Source organism: Caulobacter sp. Root487D2Y (assembly GCF_001427165.1).
In the GTDB taxonomy this organism is placed as follows: domain Bacteria; phylum Pseudomonadota; class Alphaproteobacteria; order Caulobacterales; family Caulobacteraceae; genus Caulobacter.
Map to the genome: position 1 here is coordinate 407,819 of NZ_LMFD01000010.1, position 16,142 is coordinate 423,960.

General features: G+C 68.8%; 12 protein-coding genes. 3 read left to right on the top strand and 9 right to left on the bottom strand.

The features are described from left to right. Window positions 1-8 precede the first annotated feature (8 nt). Window positions 9-2,171, bottom strand: a complete 2,163-nt coding sequence (locus ASD38_RS11805; protein WP_056460276.1) for a primosomal protein N' — start codon at window positions 2,169-2,171, stop codon at window positions 9-11. Window positions 2,172-2,338: 167 nt separating this feature from the next. Between ASD38_RS11805 and ASD38_RS11810 the strand changes: the two genes are divergently transcribed. Beyond that, window positions 2,339-3,019 (top strand): DUF484 family protein, encoded by a 681-nt coding sequence (locus ASD38_RS11810; RefSeq protein WP_056440292.1) that lies wholly within the window; start codon window positions 2,339-2,341, stop codon window positions 3,017-3,019. A gap of 157 nt (window positions 3,020-3,176) precedes the next feature. Further along, window positions 3,177-4,124 carry a tyrosine recombinase XerC gene (locus ASD38_RS11815; RefSeq protein ID WP_056460278.1) on the top strand — a complete coding sequence of 316 codons (948 nt, stop codon included), beginning with the start codon at window positions 3,177-3,179 and terminating at the stop codon, window positions 4,122-4,124. Between the two features lie 27 nt (window positions 4,125-4,151). Here ASD38_RS11815 and ASD38_RS11820 read toward each other — a convergent pair whose 3' ends face one another. Then, window positions 4,152-6,176 (bottom strand): sulfatase-like hydrolase/transferase, encoded by a 2,025-nt coding sequence (locus ASD38_RS11820; RefSeq protein WP_056460280.1) that lies wholly within the window; start codon window positions 6,174-6,176, stop codon window positions 4,152-4,154. 266 nt (window positions 6,177-6,442) lie between these two features. On the opposite strand from ASD38_RS11820, the gene ASD38_RS11825 reads away from it, so the two are divergent. Then, a complete protein-coding gene (locus ASD38_RS11825) occupies window positions 6,443-8,425 on the top strand; it encodes a methyl-accepting chemotaxis protein (protein ID WP_056460282.1) in 1,983 nt (660 codons plus the stop codon). 154 nt (window positions 8,426-8,579) lie between these two features. Here ASD38_RS11825 and ASD38_RS11830 read toward each other — a convergent pair whose 3' ends face one another. The 7 genes from ASD38_RS11830 to ASD38_RS11860 form a co-directional block, all read right to left on the bottom strand. Continuing rightward, entirely contained in the window at window positions 8,580-8,906 is a 327-nt protein-coding gene (locus ASD38_RS11830; RefSeq protein WP_056440284.1) for a hypothetical protein, read from the bottom strand. Between the two features lie 78 nt (window positions 8,907-8,984). After that, complete coding sequence (gene lpdA, locus ASD38_RS11835; RefSeq protein WP_056440283.1) at window positions 8,985-10,385, bottom strand: dihydrolipoyl dehydrogenase; 1,401 nt, start codon at window positions 10,383-10,385, stop codon at window positions 8,985-8,987. 187 nt (window positions 10,386-10,572) lie between these two features. Next, window positions 10,573-10,932: a DUF3088 family protein gene (locus ASD38_RS11840; RefSeq protein WP_056440281.1), complete on the bottom strand. Its 360-nt coding sequence runs from the start codon at window positions 10,930-10,932 to the stop codon at window positions 10,573-10,575. After that, complete coding sequence (locus ASD38_RS11845) at window positions 10,929-11,339, bottom strand: PIN domain-containing protein (protein WP_200941418.1); 411 nt, start codon at window positions 11,337-11,339, stop codon at window positions 10,929-10,931. The genes ASD38_RS11840 and ASD38_RS11845 overlap by 4 nt, the downstream gene beginning before the upstream one ends. Then, window positions 11,336-11,605, bottom strand: coding sequence for an antitoxin (locus ASD38_RS11850; RefSeq protein ID WP_056440278.1), 270 nt, complete (start codon window positions 11,603-11,605; stop codon window positions 11,336-11,338). Before ASD38_RS11850 ends, ASD38_RS11845 begins: the two co-directional genes overlap by 4 nt. A 127-nt stretch (window positions 11,606-11,732) precedes the next feature. Next, window positions 11,733-12,968 carry a 2-oxoglutarate dehydrogenase complex dihydrolipoyllysine-residue succinyltransferase gene (gene odhB / locus ASD38_RS11855; protein WP_056440276.1) on the bottom strand — a complete coding sequence of 412 codons (1,236 nt, stop codon included), beginning with the start codon at window positions 12,966-12,968 and terminating at the stop codon, window positions 11,733-11,735. 155 nt (window positions 12,969-13,123) lie between these two features. After that, on the bottom strand, window positions 13,124-16,087 hold the full coding sequence (locus ASD38_RS11860) for a 2-oxoglutarate dehydrogenase E1 component (protein WP_056440274.1): 2,964 nt from the start codon (window positions 16,085-16,087) through the stop codon (window positions 13,124-13,126). Window positions 16,088-16,142 lie beyond the last annotated feature (55 nt).

The window sequence follows — 16,142 nt, forward strand, 5'->3', positions numbered from 1 at the left end:
CGCGGTGCTTAGAGAAAACTGTACGGGTCCACGTCGAACACCACCCGCACGGAGTTCGGGACCTTGGCCCGCGCCCGCCAGGCGGCCAGGAAGCCCTGCAGGTCCACCGACCGATCCGCCCGCACCAGGAACCGCTTGCGTCGACGTCCACGCACCAGGGCCAGGGGCGCGTCGGCGGGGCCGAACACCTCCACCCCCTCGGCATTGGGCGTCGCGGCCGCCAGGGCGTTGCAATAGGCCTCCAGCGCCACGGGATCGGGGCCGGTGGCGATCACCGCCGCCAGCCGTCCGAACGGCGGCAGGCCGGCTTCCTGGCGCATGGCCATCTCGGCCTCGACGAAGGCGTCGCGGTCCTGGGCCTTCAGGGCCTGCAGCACCCCGTGCTCGGGGGCGTAGGTCTGGAGCAGCGCCCGGCCCGGCTTCTCGTGCCGCCCGGCCCGGCCCGCCGCCTGAGCCAACAGCTGGAACGTCCGCTCCCCGGCCCGCAGATCGCCGCCGCGCAGGGAAAGGTCGGCGTCGACCACGCCCACCAGGGTCAGGTTCGGGAAGTTGTGGCCCTTGGCGGCGGCCTGAGTGGCCACCAGGATGTCGATCTCGCCGGCCGCCATGCTCTCGACCAGGGCCCGCGCGCCCGCCGCGTCGAACACCGTGTCGGACGAGAACACCGCCACCCGGGCGTCAGGGAACAGGTGGCGCGCCTCCTCCTCGACCCGCTCCACCCCGGGTCCGATCGAGGTCAGGCTGTCCTTGGCCCCGCAGTGCGGGCAGGCGTCGGGCTTCTTCATCGAGAAGCCGGTCAGGTGGCAGACCAGGCGCCCGGTATAGCGGTGCTCGACCAGCCAGCTGTCGGTGTCGGGCGACTTCATCTTCTCGCCGCAGGCCTTGCACAGCACCAGCGGCGCATAGCCCCGGCGGTTCAGGAACAAGAGCGACTGCTCGCCGCGCGACAGCGCCACCGACACCGCCTTGACCAGCGGCGGCGACAGCCAGCGGCCGGGCTCCGGCGGGGTCTCGCGCATGTCGATCAGGTCGATGTCGGGCAGTTGGGCCGCGCCGTGGCGGGCGCTGAGCCGCAGCCAACGATAGCGGCCCTGCTGGGCGTTCCACAGGCTTTCCAGCGACGGGGTGGCCGAGGCCAGCACCACCAGCGCCCCCTCGATCTTGGCGCGGGCCACGGCCAGGTCGCGGGCCTGGTAGATGAAGCCCTCCTCCTGCTTGAACGAGCCGTCGTGCTCCTCGTCGACGACCACCAGCCGCAGCTTGCGGAACGGCAGGAACAGGGCCGAGCGGGCCCCGACCACGATCCGCGCCGCGCCGGTGGCCACGCCCTCCCAGGCCCTGCGGCGTTTGGGCGGCGAGACGCCCGAATGCCACTCGACCGGAGCCGCGCCGAACCGGCTCTCGAAGCGGGCCATCACCGCCTGGGTCAGGGCGATCTCGGGCAGCAGGATCAGCACCTGGCTTTCGGGATCGGCGGCCAGGGCGGCGGCCACGGCCTCCAGATAGACCTCGGTCTTGCCCGAGCCGGTCACCCCGTCCAGCAGGGCCGCCTGGAAGCCGCCGTCGCCCAGCATCTGCGTCAGCACGTCGGCCGAGGCCCGCTGGCTGGGATTGAGGGTCTGGGGCGGCAGGGACGGGTCGGGCTGGGGGAAGCTGGTGTCCGGTTCGATCCAGGTGACGGCCAGCACGCCCTCGTCGACCAGCCCCTTGACGACGCCCGTCGAGACGCCGGCGGCGGTCGCCAGGGCGCCGGACGCCATCGGGCCATGTTCGGCGGCCGCCAGCACCTTGAGCCGCGCCGGCGTCATCTTGGCCGGCTGGGTTCCAGTCAGGGCCAGGGCCTTGTCGGGCTTGGCGGGCGGATGACGCAGGCCGCGCAGGGCCATGGCCAGGGGCCAGCCGGGGATGTCGACCGAATAGCGCGCCGCCCACTCGATGAAGGTCAGGACGCCCGGCGGCAGCGGCGGGTCGTCCACCCGCTCCAGCACCGGCTTCAGCGGCCGGTTGCCGCCCGTCCCATCGCGCAGGGCGGTGACCACGCCGCGAATCACGCGCGGCCCCAGCGGCACGGTCACGTGGTCGCCGACTTCCAGCCCCAGGCCTTCCGGCTCGGCGTAGTCGAACGCCTCGGGCAGCGGCATGGGCAGCAGGACGGAGGCTATGCGGGGCATGGGACCTGACACGAAGGGACTTGGGTTCTGCCTCGGAAAGATCCCCAGGTCGAGAGGAGCCGTCGCCGGCCCATCAAGCGGCTGTTAACCGAACTGGGGCTTCATCGACCCCGTCCCCGGCCGTGACCGCATATGGGGACGAAGTGTGAACGGAGTAGGCCCGCCCCATGACCGACGCGACGCAAGCCAGGCAGCCCCTGCCGGTCGATCCCGCGATCATCCGTGACTTCCTGCTGGCCGAGCCCGACTTCCTGCACGGCGATCCCGACCTGCTCAGCGACCTGGGCCTGCGTCCAGACGCCAGCAACATCGTCGACTTCGGTCCCGCCGCCTTGGCCCGGGTCTCGGCCGCCCACGAGCGCGAGGCCCTGGTCCGCCGCCAGATCGAGGCCACCGCCCGCGCCAACTTCTCGGCCCAGGCCCAGACCCACGCCGCGGTGATCGACCTGCTGGACGCCCGCAACCATTCCGACCTGGCCCGCCGGGTCGACGAGATGGCCATCCTGCGCTTCGGCCTGGCCGCCGGCGTCGTCGTTCTGGAAGGCCCGGGCCGGGTGCCCGCCGGCTGGCACGGCCTGATCGCCGGCCAGATCGACATGACCATGGGCGACCACGGCGTGGCCCGCATGGGCTTCCACGCCCCCGCGCTGGGCCTGTTCGGCGAGCGCATCGAAGAGATCAAGAGCATGGCCCTGGTCCGCATGGCCCTGTGGGAGCCGTCGCGCCAGGGCCTGCTGGCCTTCGGCTCGGCCGATCCCGAAGGCTTCACGGCCGACATGGGTTCGGACCTGGTGGCCTTCCTGGCCCGCGTCGTCGAGCGCACGGCCGAGCGCTGGCCGATCCTGTGAGGTTGCTCCTCCCCCGAGAAACGGGGGAGGTGGCGCGTCGCTATCAGCGACGCGACGGAGGGGGCGTCCGCGCCTCCAACCCTCCTGCCCGCCCACGCCCCCTCCGTCACGATGCGTATTCGCATCGCGCCACCTCCCCCGCTTTGCGGGTGAGGAGATGAGCGCCCGCCAGGCCCTGACCGCCTGGCTGGACCACTTGGCCAACGAGCGGCGCGCCTCGCCGCGCACCGTGCGGGCCTATGGCGACAACGTCCTGGCCTATCTGAACTTCCTGGAGCGCCATCGCGGCGAGGCCACGTCGGTCGCCGACATGGGGACGGTCACGGCCGCCGAGCTGCGGGCCTATCTGGCCTTCCGCCGCGAGCCCTCGTCTTCAACGGCCCCCTCCTCTTCGAAGGCCGACGACGGCCTCTCCCCCCGCTCGCTGTCGCAGAGCCTGTCGTCGATCCGCGCCTTCCATCGCTATCTGGACCACCGCCTGGACACGCCCAACGCCGCCATCGGCCTGGTGCGCGGGCCGCGCATCAAGGTCGGAGCCCCGCGTCCGGTGTCCGAGGACCAGGCCCACGGCCTGATCGCCGAGCTGGCGCTGGATCCCGACCGCGAGGACTGGGAGGTGGCCCGCGACGAGGCGGTGCTGACCCTGCTGTGGGGCTGCGGCCTGCGGATCTCCGAAGGCCTGTCCCTGACCCGCCGCGACGCCCCCTTGGTCGAAAGCCTGCGGATCACCGGCAAGGGCGGCAAGACCCGGATCGTGCCGGTGCTTGATATCGTCCGCGAGCGAATCGACGCCTATCTGGCCGCCCTGCCCTTCACGCTGGATCCCGACGATCCGCTGTTCCGCGCCAAGCGCGGCGGCCCGCTGTCGCCGCGCCACGTGCAGGCGACCATGCAGAACCTCAGGAGCCGCCTGGGTCTGTCGGACCGCGCCACGCCCCATGCCCTGCGTCACTCGTTCGCCACCCACCTGCTGGGCGCGGGCGCCGACCTGCGTTCGATCCAGGACCTGCTGGGCCACGCCTCGCTGTCGACCACCCAGCGCTACACCCAGGTGGACGCGGCGGGCTTGCTGGCGGCCTATGGCAAGGCCCATCCGCGGGCTTGAGCCTTTAGATCCGGGGTTGAGCGGTGTTTAGAGATCCCGCGCTTCCAGCTCCGCCAGCAGAACCGCCAGCCGGTCGGCCTCGGCCTGGACCTTGGCCGCCACGAACGGTGACGGCAGGTCGGGCCGCGCGGTGGGCGGCGACCGCTTCACCTCGACCAGATTGACCGCCTCGTTGGGATCCAGGCGCAGGTCGTACATCTCCCATTCCTGATCCGCCTGGCCGGACGGATCGAAATAGCGGTTGAGCTTGTGGCGCGCGGTTCGCACCGAACGCACGTGGTTGGGCTGGCGCACCGAGCTGGGCGCCAGGTTCACGGCAGGATGGTCAAGGTTCACCTGCTCGACCACCAGGTTATAGACCTCGAACTCCTTGTCGCACTTGAGGTTGGCGGGATCGTCGTTCGAGGGCGAGGGGGCGGTGATCTCGTCGTCGGTGATGAACAGCACGCCCTGTCGCTCGCGGCCGTCCGGCTCGACCACCGTATCGGTCCGGCCCTTCAGCAGGCCCGACAAGTCCACGCCCGGCAGCGGCGGAACGGGGCGGTGACGGCCCAGGGTCTCGGCGATGGTCGTCCGCTGCTCGGGCGTGACCCCGGCCAGGCCCAGCACCGTGGGCAGGATGTCGATGTGGCTGGTCAGGGCGTCGATCTGGCGCGGGGTGAAGCCCAGCGGCCCGTCGGCCGCGCCGGGCTCGGACGGAACCTGAATCGAGGGCGGGAACCGCACGATCACCGGCACGTGCAGGGCCTCCTGATAGGCCGTGTGCCACTTCTCGATCATCTTGCCGTGCGCGGCGCCGTATTCTCCGTGGTCGGCCAGGAAGATGACGATGGTGTTGGCGGCCTGGCCGGTGTCCTCCAGCGTCTTCAGGACGGCGGCCACGTGAGTGTCGACCACGGCGTGCAGCCAGGCATAGAGCTGCAGGAACTCCAGAGCGTAGCGTTCCGGCTGGTCGCTCAGTTGGAAGGGGATCGTGCCCTTCAGGGCCAGCTTGGCCGCGTTCTCCAAGGCCCGCTCGTCGTTGTCGGGCAGACGGGGGAACTTGGCCTCCAACTGGGAGCGGGCGCCGTTGACGATGTTGAAGCCGGTCTTGGCGTTCAACGCCAGGCCCACCTTGTAGGCGTAGTCGTGCTGGCAGCTGGGCTTGTCGGCCAGGGACTCGTTCTGGGTGGGCGACGGCAGGGCGCAGTCCTGCGGGAAGCCCAGGGCGTTCAGGGCGATCTGGATCGTGCCGGTGGTCGGCGGCGGGCTCAACTGCCCCTGCAGCGGCACCGTCAGCGGACCGAAGATCGACTGCGTGCCCGAATTGTCGGGGGTCGGCAGAGCCTGGGCGATCACCGCGGGATAGGTGGCGATGTCGTGGGGGTTGGTGAACGAGGCCACCGCGAACCACGGCGGGATGTCGCCGGGATCGGGTCCGTTGGCGTAGGGATCCTGGGCCTGCTCGGTCGCGGTCGCGCGGTTATAGTTCAGCGCCAGGGCCTTGCGGCGGATGAACGCGCAGGCCTGATCGGTGAAGCCTGCGTCGCGATAGACGCCCAGATTGTTGATCGCCGCCCCGTGGGGCTCGGGATAGGATTCCTCCCAGTCGTCGAAGCCGTAGCGGTCCAGCGAATGCTCGGGCGGATTGCTGACGTGCCACTTGCCGAAATAGTGGGTGGAGTAGCCCGCCGCGCGCATCCAGGTCCCCAGGGTGGGAATCCCGTCGGCGGCCAGCCAGGGGAAGTTGTAGGAGTCCCCGCTCTTGAACAGGCCGTCGGTCTGGGTGACGCCGGTCTTGGTCCCGTACTGGCCGGTGTAGATCGTCGCCCGGCTGGGCGTGCAGGCGCTGGCGGCGATGGTGTGATTGCGCAGCAACGCCGCGTTCTGACGCAGGGCCAGCAGGCCGGGGAAGAACTTGGCGTAGGGATTGTCGCCGTCGTCCTCGCGCTGGAAGCCGAGAATCCGCTTCAGCGGCTCGGCGAATCCCGCCTCGGGTCCGTAGGAGAACCGCGGAAATCGGTATTGGTCGCAAGTGATCAGCAGGATGTTGGGCCGGGTCGCGTCGGTCATGTCCGTCTCCCCCAAAGGGCTTCCCAGGTCGGGCGGCGCGCTCGGCGCGGCTCGGCCTGATCATGCACTATTAGGTTGAAAGATGGATGTCGCAACCATCTATGGACGCAACTTGAGACCCCGCGCGCCGCCCCGACTGTGACATTCCGTCGCTCGTGGTCGGCCAAAGCCTTGCAGTTAACTGCGTTTTTACGGCGTTGGCGGCTTCTGGCCTCAAGACCGGCCCCCGCCTCCTCTTGGCGAGCGCTCCGGACATGGGGTTTGCGATGAAGTTCGACGATCTGAAGATTTCCACCAAGGTGGCCCTGCCGGCCGTCATCCTGACCGTGGTCGCCCTGGCCATCACGGGCCTCGGCGCCTGGCAATCGAAGGTGTCGGAGGCCGCCACCAAGGTGCTCGTCGAGCAGCGCGCCCCCGCCGAGCTGGAAGGCTCGCGGTTCAACCGGCGCGTCGCGACCATCGGCTACGCCGCCTATCGCACGATCGCCAACGACGCCGCCTCGCCGGAGGCCAAGCAGGCCAGCGACGAGATCGACAACGCCTACAAGGAGGGCAAGGTCGCCCTGGGCAAGATCAAGGCCGTCGACCCGACCGCCGCCAAGAAGGTGGCCGACTTCCAGGTTCGCCTGGACCGCATCTATTCCAGCGCCCGCCAAGGCGCGGACCTGGGCCTGCAGAGCGCCCCCGACGCGGCCAAGATGGTCATGGGCGTGATCGACCCGGACATCGCCAGCCTCAGCAAGGACGTCTCGACCTACACCAACACCCATAACGACCAGACCAAGGCCATGGTGGCCAAGGCCGCCAAGCGGGCCGCCGCCGGCACGATGATGTCGATGGCCTTCGGCCTGATCGTCTCGGCCGCCGCCCTGGTCTTCGCCCTTTGGATCGGCCGCTCGAAGATCTCGGCTCCGCTGAGCGGCCTGTCGCGCACCATGGAGGTCCTGGCCCAGGGCTCGGTGGACGTCGAGGTGGTCGGCGCTCAGCGCAAGGACGAGGTCGGCGCCATGGCCCGCTCGGTCCAGGTGTTCAAGGACAACGCCCTGGCCCTGCGCACCGCCGAGGCCGCCCAGCAGCGCGCCAGCGCCGAGACCGAGGCCGAACGCGCGCGCAGCCAGGAGGCCGCCGAGGCCGCCGCCCGCGAGCAGGCCTTCGTCATGGAGCACATCGCCACGGGCCTGACCCGCCTGGCCGAGGGCGACCTGACCTATCGCGTCGACGCCGACTTCCCGCAGGCCTACCAGCGTCTGCAGAGCGACTTCAACGGCGCCATCACCCAGATGGAAGAGGCGATGCGCACCATCGTCCACGCCGCCAACAGCATCGGTTCGGGTTCGGACGAAATCGCCTCGGCCGCCGACGACCTGTCGCGCCGCAGCGAGCAGCAGGCCGCGAGCCTGGAAGAGACCGCCGCCGCCCTGGACGAGATCACCGCCACGGTGAAGCGTTCGTCGGCCGGCGCCGTCGAAGCCTCGCGCGTCGTCACCTCGACCCGTTCGGACGCCGAACGCTCGGCCGTGGTCGTCCGCAGCGCCGTCGAGGCCATGAACCAGATCGAGAAGTCGTCGCAGTCGATCAGCCAGATCATCGGCGTCATCGACGAGATCGCCTTCCAGACCAACCTGCTGGCCCTGAACGCCGGCGTCGAAGCGGCTCGGGCTGGTGACGCCGGCCGCGGCTTCGCGGTCGTGGCCCAGGAAGTCCGGGCCCTGGCCCAGCGCTCGGCCGACGCCGCCAAGGAGATCAAGACCCTGATCTCGACCTCCTCGCAGCAGGTCAGCCAGGGCGTGTCGATGGTCGGCCAGACGGGCGACGCCCTGCAGGCCATCGTCGGCAAGGTCAGCGAGATCGACGGCCTGGTCAGCGAGATCGCCGCCTCCGGCGCCGAGCAGGCCACCGGCCTCAACGAGGTCAACGCCGCCGTCAACCAGATGGACCAGACCGTCCAGCAGAACGCCGCCATGGTCGAGCAGTCGACCGCCGCCAGCCATGCCCTGAAGGGCGAGGCCAACGGCCTGATGCAGATGATCGGCCGCTTCCAGGTCAACGGCGCCGCCATCGGCCAGACCGCGACGACCCGTCGCGCCGCGCCGCCGCCCTCGATGTCACGTCCGGCGCCGCGTCCGTCCCTCGCCCCGGCCACCTCGGCCAACCGCCCCGGCGCCAACCCGGTGCGCGCGGCCCAGGCCAAGCTGGCCGCCTTCGCCGGCTCGGCCCAGCCGGTCTCGGAAGAGTGGGAAGAATTCTAGGGTTTTAGTAAGCGTACCGCTCTCGCGTGACTGAGGGCGTCTCCTCCCCCTCGAGGACCTAGGAAGCCCCGCCGGTTGCCCCCGGCGGGGCTTTTTCGTGGGCGCGGCTGGTGGAGCCGGGAACAGGCCCATAGGCCTGTCCCCAATCAATCCGTCACCGCCCGGCCGGGCGATCCACGTTGTAGCGGACAGTCGACGACACCGGGCAGCCGTCGACGCTGCGCAGCACGGTCAGGGTGTGGTTGGCCGGCGGCAGGTCGCCGAGCTTCTTCACCTCGGCTCGGGTCGCGGGCTCGGTGTTGACCGCCAGCTCGACGCCCGACGTCCGGCAGGCCGCTCGCACCTTGATGGCGTCGCGAACCTCTTCCATGGAACGATCGAATGTCGTCTGGCCCGCGGCGCCCTGGTCGCCCAACGCGGACGGGTCCGGCGTCGGCGCGGCTTGAATGGCGGCGGCCAGCAGCAGGGCGGACAAAAGCATGGCGGGGCTCCGTTCTCGAAACCCCGCCACGCTACGCCGGATTGCGCCGAAGCGCTTGTTAACTCTCGGACAGAGGCCTTAGGCCTGCATCGTCCAGCCTTCGACGCCCATCGCGGCCTGGCGGAACGCCTCCGAGCGGGTGGGGTGCGGGTGGCAGGTGCGGGCGACGTCTTCCGACGAACCGCCGAACTCCATGGCCACGCAGATCTCGGCGATCATGTCGCCGACGTTCGGGCCGACGGCGTGGGCGCCCAGGATGCGGTCGGTCTTGGCGTCGGCCAGCACCTTCACGAAGCCGTCGGTCTCGTGGTTGATCTTGGCGCGGCTGTTGGCCAGGAACGGGAACTTGCCGACCTTGTAGGCGACGCCCGCGGCCTTCAGGTCCTCCTCGGTCTTACCGACCGTGGCGACTTCCGGCTTGGTGTAGATCACGCCCGGAATGATGTCGTAGTTCACGTGACCGGCCTTGCCGGCGATCAGCTCCATGCAGGCCACGCCCTCGTCCTCGGCCTTGTGGGCCAGCATCGGGCCGCTGGTGACGTCGCCGACCACCCAGACGCCCGGGGCGGTGGTCTTGAAGTGGTCGTTGGCGATCATGCCGCGCTTGTCGGGAACAACGCCGACTGTCTCCAGGCCCAGGCCCTGGGTGAACGGGCGACGGCCGATGGCCACCAGCACGTAGTCGGCCTCGAGGGTTTCGGCGGGGCCGCCGGCGACCGGCTCGACGCTCAGCTTGACGCCCTTGGCCGAGGCGGTCGCGCCGGTGACCTTGGAGGCCAGCTTGAACTTGAAGCCCTGCTTGCCGAGGATCTTCTGGAAGGCGTTGGCCACTTCGGTGTCGGTGCCCGGCAGGATGCGGTCCAGGAACTCGACCACGGTCACCTCGGCGCCCAGGCGCTTCCAGACCGAGCCCAGCTCCAGGCCGATGACGCCGGCCCCGACCACGATCAGGCTCTTGGGGGCCTCGGGCAGGCTCAGGGCGCCGGTCGAGTCGACGATGCGCTTGTTGTCGACGGTCACGCCCGGCAACGGGGTGGGCTCCGAGCCGGTGGCGATGACGATGTTCTTGGTCTCGAGCACGGTTTCCGCGCCGTCTTCACCTTTGACGACAACACGCCCCGGGCCATCGATGCGGCCCCAGCCCTTGATGTAGTCGACCTTGTTCTTCTTCATCAGGAACTCGACGCCCTTGGTCAGGGCTTCGACGCTCTCGGCCTTCTGGGCCATCATCTGCACCAGGTTCAGCTTCGGCTTGACCTCGATGCCCAGCTTGGCGAACTCGCCGCCGCTGGCGGCTTCGAACATCTCCGAGGCGTGCAGCAGGGCCTTGGACGGCATGCAGCCGACGTTCAGGCAGGTGCCGCCCAGCTTGCCGCGTCCTTCGACGATGGCGGTCTTCAGACCCAGCTGCCCGGCGCGGATCGCGCCATTGTAGCCGCCGGGACCGCCCCCGATGATGACGACGTCGTATTGAGCCATGGGTCTTCGCCTTGAGACGCGCCGCGTTCGGCGCCGGACAGAAAATGGGACCTGTCCCCCGGTTTCCCAAGGGTGACTTGCTTGGGAGGGTGACTGGGCGCGGGTACTCCTAGCGCCTCTGCCTTAAGGATCAACCCAAGAGCAGCGTTAAAGGCTCAGTTCGTGGCGGTCTTGCCTGATACCGACCTCAAGGATGCGGCGGCGAGCCCCCGTGGCGGGCCGCGAGAACGCGGGTGATCGGGCCTTCATTGGTGGCGAACCACAGGCCGTTCGCTTGCTGGAGGTCGCCGTCGCGCAGGTCCGGGTGGGCGAACGGCGCGGCCAGGATCAGGGTCGGCAGATTCTGATGCGCCTCGCCCAGCAGGTCGACCACCGGATGGCGCGGGCGCGCGTGGGGCAGGTAGGCGATGTCGAGCGCGTCGCGCACCGCCGGGTAGTAGCCGAGGAAGCCCTCCACCGCCGCGCAGGCCATGCAGAACCACGGCCGGTCCTGGTCGATCCAGTCGGGGCGGAGGAGGAAGAGGCGGTCACGAACGGTGGCGGTCATGGCTGGCTCCAGTCCTGGATCTCAAGACCCTCGACCCGCGCGAACTCGGCGGCGTTCGACGTGACCAGGGTCCAGCCCCGCGCCAGGGCCTGTCCGGCGATCAGCACGTCATAGGGTCCGACCGGGCTTCCGCGCGGCTTGAGCTTGGCCCTGACAAGGGCGGCGGCTGTCACGTCGTCTTCGTTCAGCGGCTCGATGATGACTTCTTCCAGGACCTCGGCCACGTTCAGGGCTTCCCCGGCCGGATCGCGGCTTAGCGCCACGCCGAACTGAAGCTCATGATAGACGATCAGCGAGGTCACCAGGCCTTCACCCGCCAAGATCGCCTTGTCCCGGCGCTGACGAATGATCGCCTTGCGTCCCCGAATGAGGTCGACAAAGACGTTGGTGTCCAACGCCAGAGTCACCAGAACTCCCGTTCCTGCTCGGGCGGCTGTTCGCGGTCGGGAAAATCGGCGCCGCCTCGCGCGTCGATGCGCGCCCACATGGCGTCGAGATCGGCTTGCGTGCGGGGCCGCTTGGCGGCGACCGGCTCGAGGATCACCGCATCGCCCTCGCGGCGAACGGTCACCTCAACGCCTTCGAACCGGAAAGCCTTGGGCAGTCGGACAGCTTGGCTGCCGCCATGTGTGAAGAGCTTGGCGCGGGGCAGCTGGATATCGAGCTTGGTCATCGCGACCTCTTGTATCTACGTCATATAGATACATCAAAGGCGCCTTCGCTTCAACTTAGCGGCCCGCACGAAAAAGGGGGCCGCTCGCGCGGCCCCCCTTCCGTATTCATTCGATCGCTTGGAGCGACTAGAGCTCCAGCAGCAGGCGCTGCGGATCTTCCAGGGCTTCCTTGACCTTGACCAGGAAGGTCACCGCGCCCTGACCGTCGACCACGCGGTGGTCGTAGCTCAGCGCCAAGTACATCATCGGGCGGACCTCGATCTTGCCGCCGACCACCATGGCCCGCTCCTTGATCGCGTGCATGCCCAGGATGCCCGACTGCGGCGCGTTGAGGATCGGGGTCGACATCAGCGAGCCATAGATGCCGCCGTTGGTGATGGTGAAGGTGCCGCCCTGCATGTCCTCGATGGCCAGCTGGCCGTCGCGGGCCTTCTTGCCCAGGGCGCCGATGGCCTTCTCGATCTCGGCCAGGCTCAGCACGTCGGCGTCGCGCACGACCGGAACGACCAGGCCTTTGTCGGTGCCGACGGCCACGCCGATGTCGTAGTGGTTCTTGTAGACGATGTCCTGGCCGTCGATCTCGGCGTTGACGTCCGGCACGGCCTTCAGGGCGGCGACCACCGCCTTGGTGAAGAACGACATGAAGCCCAGCTTCACGCCGTGCTTCTTCTCGAACACGTCCTTGTAGGCATTGCGCAGCGCCATCACCGCGCTCATGTCGACCTCGTTGAAGGTCGTCAGCATGGCGGCGTTGTTCTGGGCTTCCTTCAGGCGGCGGGCGATCGTCTGACGCAGGCGCGTCATCTTCACGCGCTCTTCGCGCTCGTGGATCGGACGCGGCGCGGCCGGGGCGGCGACCGGCGCGGGAGCATTGGCGCGGGCTTCCAGGGCGGCCAGGGCGTCGCCCTTGGTCACCCGGCCGTCCTTGCCGGTGCCCGCGACCTTCGAGAGGTCCAGGTTGTTCTCGGCGGCGATGCGGGCCGGGGCCGGGCTGACCGGCGCGGCGGCGGCCGGAGCCGGAGCCGGAGCCGCGGCGGGCGCGGGAGCCGGGGCCGGGGCGGCGGCGGGCGCCGGCGCGGCCTTGGCGGGCTCGGCGGCCTTCGGGGCGGCCGGAGCGGCGGCCGCGCCGCCTTCGGTCACCACGCCCAGCACGGTGCCCGGAACCACGGTCGCGCCTTCTTCGGCGGCGATCGAGGCCAGGACGCCGTCGGCGGGCGCCACGACTTCAAGGCTGACCTTGTCGGTTTCCAGCTCGACGAGCAGTTCGTCCTTCTTCACCGCCTCCCCGGCCTTCTTGGTCCAGCGGGCCACCGTCGCTTCGGTGACGGATTCGCCGAGGGCGGGGGTCATGATGTCGGCCATGTGGGGTTCCGATGTCTCTGTTTGGTCCGGGCGGGTAGGAGCGCCATTCGATCCGATCGGACCGGATGGCGCTCCAGCTCATTTTCTTAGCGCATTTTCGGACGACGAACCGATGTCCGCTTCGTCCGAAAATGCTTGGGCTCTGGACGAAGCGATCAGGCGAAGGCTTCGTTCAGGAAGGTCTCGAGTTCTCTCATGTGGCGGCTCATCATGCCGGCGGCCGTGGAGGCCGAGGCCGGACGGCCGACATAGCGGGCGCGCTTGGCCTTGACGTTCAGCTTGGCCAGGCTCAGCTCCAGCCACGGATCGACGAAGGTCCAGCCGCCCATGTTCTTGGGTTCTTCCTGACACCAGACCAGCTCGGCGTTCTTGAACCGGCCGAGCACGGCCAGCACCGACTTCAGCGGCCACGGATAGAACTGCTCCAGGCGCACGATGTAGATGTCGTCGCGGCCGGCCTTGGCCCGGGCGTCGATCAGATCGAAATAGACCTTGCCCGAGCAGGCGATGACGCGGGTGATCTTGTCGTCGCTCTTCAGCTTGACGCCGCCGACGTCGCAACCGGCTTCGGCGCCGTCGATCATCACGCGGTGGAAGCTGGAGCCCTCGGCCATGTCGGCCAGGTTCGAGACCGCCTTCTTGTGGCGCAGCAGGCTCTTGGGCGTCATGACGATCAAGGGCTTGCGGAACTCGCGGTGCATCTGGCGACGCAGGGCGTGGAAGTAGTTGGCCGGGGTGGTGCAGTTGACCACCTGCATGTTGTCTTCGGCGCACGACTGCAGGAAGCGCTCGAGACGGGCCGAGCTGTGCTCGGGGCCCTGGCCTTCGTAGCCGTGCGGCAACAGCATGGTCAGGCCGCTCATCCTCAGCCACTTGCGCTCGCCCGAGCTGATGAACTGGTCGATGACCACCTGGGCGCCGTTCACGAAGTCGCCGAACTGGCCTTCCCACAGGGTCATGGTGTTGGGGTCGGCCAGCGAGAAGCCGTACTCGAAGCCCAGCACCGCCTCTTCCGACAGGGCCGAGTCGATGACCTCATAGTGGGCCTGGCCGGGGCGGATGTTGTTGAGCGGCGTGTAGTGCTCTTCGGTCGTCTGGTCGATGATGTCCGAATGGCGCTGGGTGAAGGTGCCGCGCACGCTGTCCTGGCCGGACAGGCGGACGGGGAAGCCCTCGTCGAGCAGGGTGGCGAAGGCCAGGTGCTCGGCGGTCCCCCAGTCGATGTTCTCGCCCTTCTCGATCGCCTCGCGGCGGTTCTCGATCACGCGCTTGACGGTCTTGTGGGCGTTGATGCGGTCCGGAATGGTCGTGATCTGACGGCCGATCTCCAGCAGCTTGGTCTTGGCGACGTCGGTCTTGCCCTTGCGCTCTTCGTCGCCGGGCAGGGCCAGGCCCTTCCACTTGCCGTCCAGCCAGTCGGCCTTGTTGGCCTTGTAGCTCTTGCCGGCCTCGAACTCGTTGTCGAGGAAGGTCTCGAACTCGGTGACCCAGCCGTCGACCTCGGCCTGCGTGGCCACGCCCTCGCCGACCAGGCGCTGGCTGTAGAGTTCGCGGGTCGAGATGTGGTCCTTGATCTTGGCGTACATCAAGGGCGAGGTCATCGTCGGGTCGTCACCTTCGTTGTGACCGAACCGGCGATAGCAGAACATGTCGATGACCACGTCCTTGCCGAACATCTGGCGATATTCGGTGGAGACCTTGGCCGCGAAGACCACGGCTTCGGGATCGTCGCCGTTGACGTGGAAGATCGGGGCTTCGACCATCAGCGCCACGTCCGACGGATAGGGCGAGCTGCGCGAATAACGCGGGCTGGTGGTGAAGCCGATCTGGTTGTTGACGATGAAGTGGATGGTGCCGCCCGTGCGGTAGCCCTTCAGGCCCGACAGGGTGAAGCACTCGGCCACCACGCCCTGGCCCGCGAAGGCCGCGTCGCCGTGCAGCAGCAGCGGCAGCACATGGCCGCGGCCGGCGTCGGGCTGTTCGCGCAGGGTGAACGCCTGCTTGGCGCGGGCCTTGCCGATCACCACCGGGTTGACGATTTCCAGGTGCGAGGGGTTGGCGGTCAGCGACAGGTGGACCTTGTTGTCGTCGAACTCGCGGTCCGACGAAGCGCCCATATGGTACTTCACGTCGCCCGAACCCTCGATGTCCGAGGGGACGGACGAGCCGCCTTGGAATTCGTGGAAGATCACGTGGTAGGGTTTGCCCATCACGGCGGCCAGCACGTTCAGGCGGCCGCGGTGCGGCATGCCCAGGACGATGTCCTTCACGCCCAGGGCGCCGCCGCGCTTGATGATCTGCTCCAGCGCCGGGATGCAGGCCTCGCCGCCGTCCAGGCCGAAGCGCTTGGTGCCGGGGAAACGCTTGTGCAGGAAGCGCTCGAAGCCCTCGGCCTCGATCAGCTTCTTGAGGATGGCGACCTTGCCCTCCTTGGAGAACACGATCTCCTTGTCGCGGCCCTCGATGCGCTCCTGCAGCCAGGCCTTCTCGGTCGGGTCGGAGATGTGCATGTACTGCACGCCGACATTGTCGCAGTAGGTGCGGCGCAGGATCGACAGGATCTCGCGGATCGACGAGGTCTCCAGACCCAGCACGAAGTCCAGGAAGATCGGACGGTCGTAGTCGGCTTCCGAGAAGCCGTAGGTCGACGGATCCAGCTCGGGGGCCGCGGCCTTGGGCTCCAGGCCCAGCGGATCGAGGTTGGCGGCCAGGTGGCCGCGCATCCGGTAGGCCCGGATCATCATGATGGCGCGCAGGCTGTCCAGCGTGGCGGCGCGGACGGCTTCGGCGGAGGAGCCGGGAGCCTTGGCCTCGATGGCCTTGGTCATCTTGGCTTCGACGGCGGGGGCCACGGTCGGCCACTGGCCGTCGATGGCCGACAGCCACTCGGGACGAACGGCCGGCGCCTGGCGCGGCGTCCAGGCCGGATCCTGCGCGGCGCGCTTGACCTGGTCGGCCTGGTCCGAGAGCGTGGCGAAGAAGGCGCCCCAAGAAGGTTCGACCGATCCAGGGTTCTCCGCCCACCGGGCATAGAGATCTTCCACGAACGCCGCATTGGCGCCGTAGAGGAACGAGGTCTCGGTCAAGACCTGATTGATGATGCCTGCGTCGTCCGCCATCGTCTTTGCCTTACGATCCTTTTACGCCACCGCTAACCGCGTTGCGTAAATATAG

Bases quoted from the DNA above. Each gene is read 5' to 3' on its own strand.
- lpdA (WP_056440283.1), bottom strand. From the start codon at position 10,385: ATGGCTCAATACGACGTCGTCATCATCGGGGGCGGTCCCGGCGGCTAC.
- ASD38_RS11820 (WP_056460280.1), bottom strand. From the start codon at position 6,176: ATGACCGACGCGACCCGGCCCAACATCCTGCTGATCACTTGCGACCAA.
- ASD38_RS11850 (WP_056440278.1), bottom strand. From the start codon at position 11,605: ATGACCAAGCTCGATATCCAGCTGCCCCGCGCCAAGCTCTTCACACAT.
- ASD38_RS11805 (WP_056460276.1), bottom strand. From the start codon at position 2,171: ATGCCCCGCATAGCCTCCGTCCTGCTGCCCATGCCGCTGCCCGAGGCG.
- odhB (WP_056440276.1), bottom strand. From the start codon at position 12,968: ATGGCCGACATCATGACCCCCGCCCTCGGCGAATCCGTCACCGAAGCG.
- ASD38_RS11815 (WP_056460278.1), top strand. From the start codon at position 3,177: ATGAGCGCCCGCCAGGCCCTGACCGCCTGGCTGGACCACTTGGCCAAC.
- ASD38_RS11810 (WP_056440292.1), top strand. From the start codon at position 2,339: ATGACCGACGCGACGCAAGCCAGGCAGCCCCTGCCGGTCGATCCCGCG.
- ASD38_RS11860 (WP_056440274.1), bottom strand. From the start codon at position 16,087: ATGGCGGACGACGCAGGCATCATCAATCAGGTCTTGACCGAGACCTCG.
- ASD38_RS11825 (WP_056460282.1), top strand. From the start codon at position 6,443: ATGAAGTTCGACGATCTGAAGATTTCCACCAAGGTGGCCCTGCCGGCC.
- ASD38_RS11830 (WP_056440284.1), bottom strand. From the start codon at position 8,906: ATGCTTTTGTCCGCCCTGCTGCTGGCCGCCGCCATTCAAGCCGCGCCG.
- ASD38_RS11840 (WP_056440281.1), bottom strand. From the start codon at position 10,932: ATGACCGCCACCGTTCGTGACCGCCTCTTCCTCCTCCGCCCCGACTGG.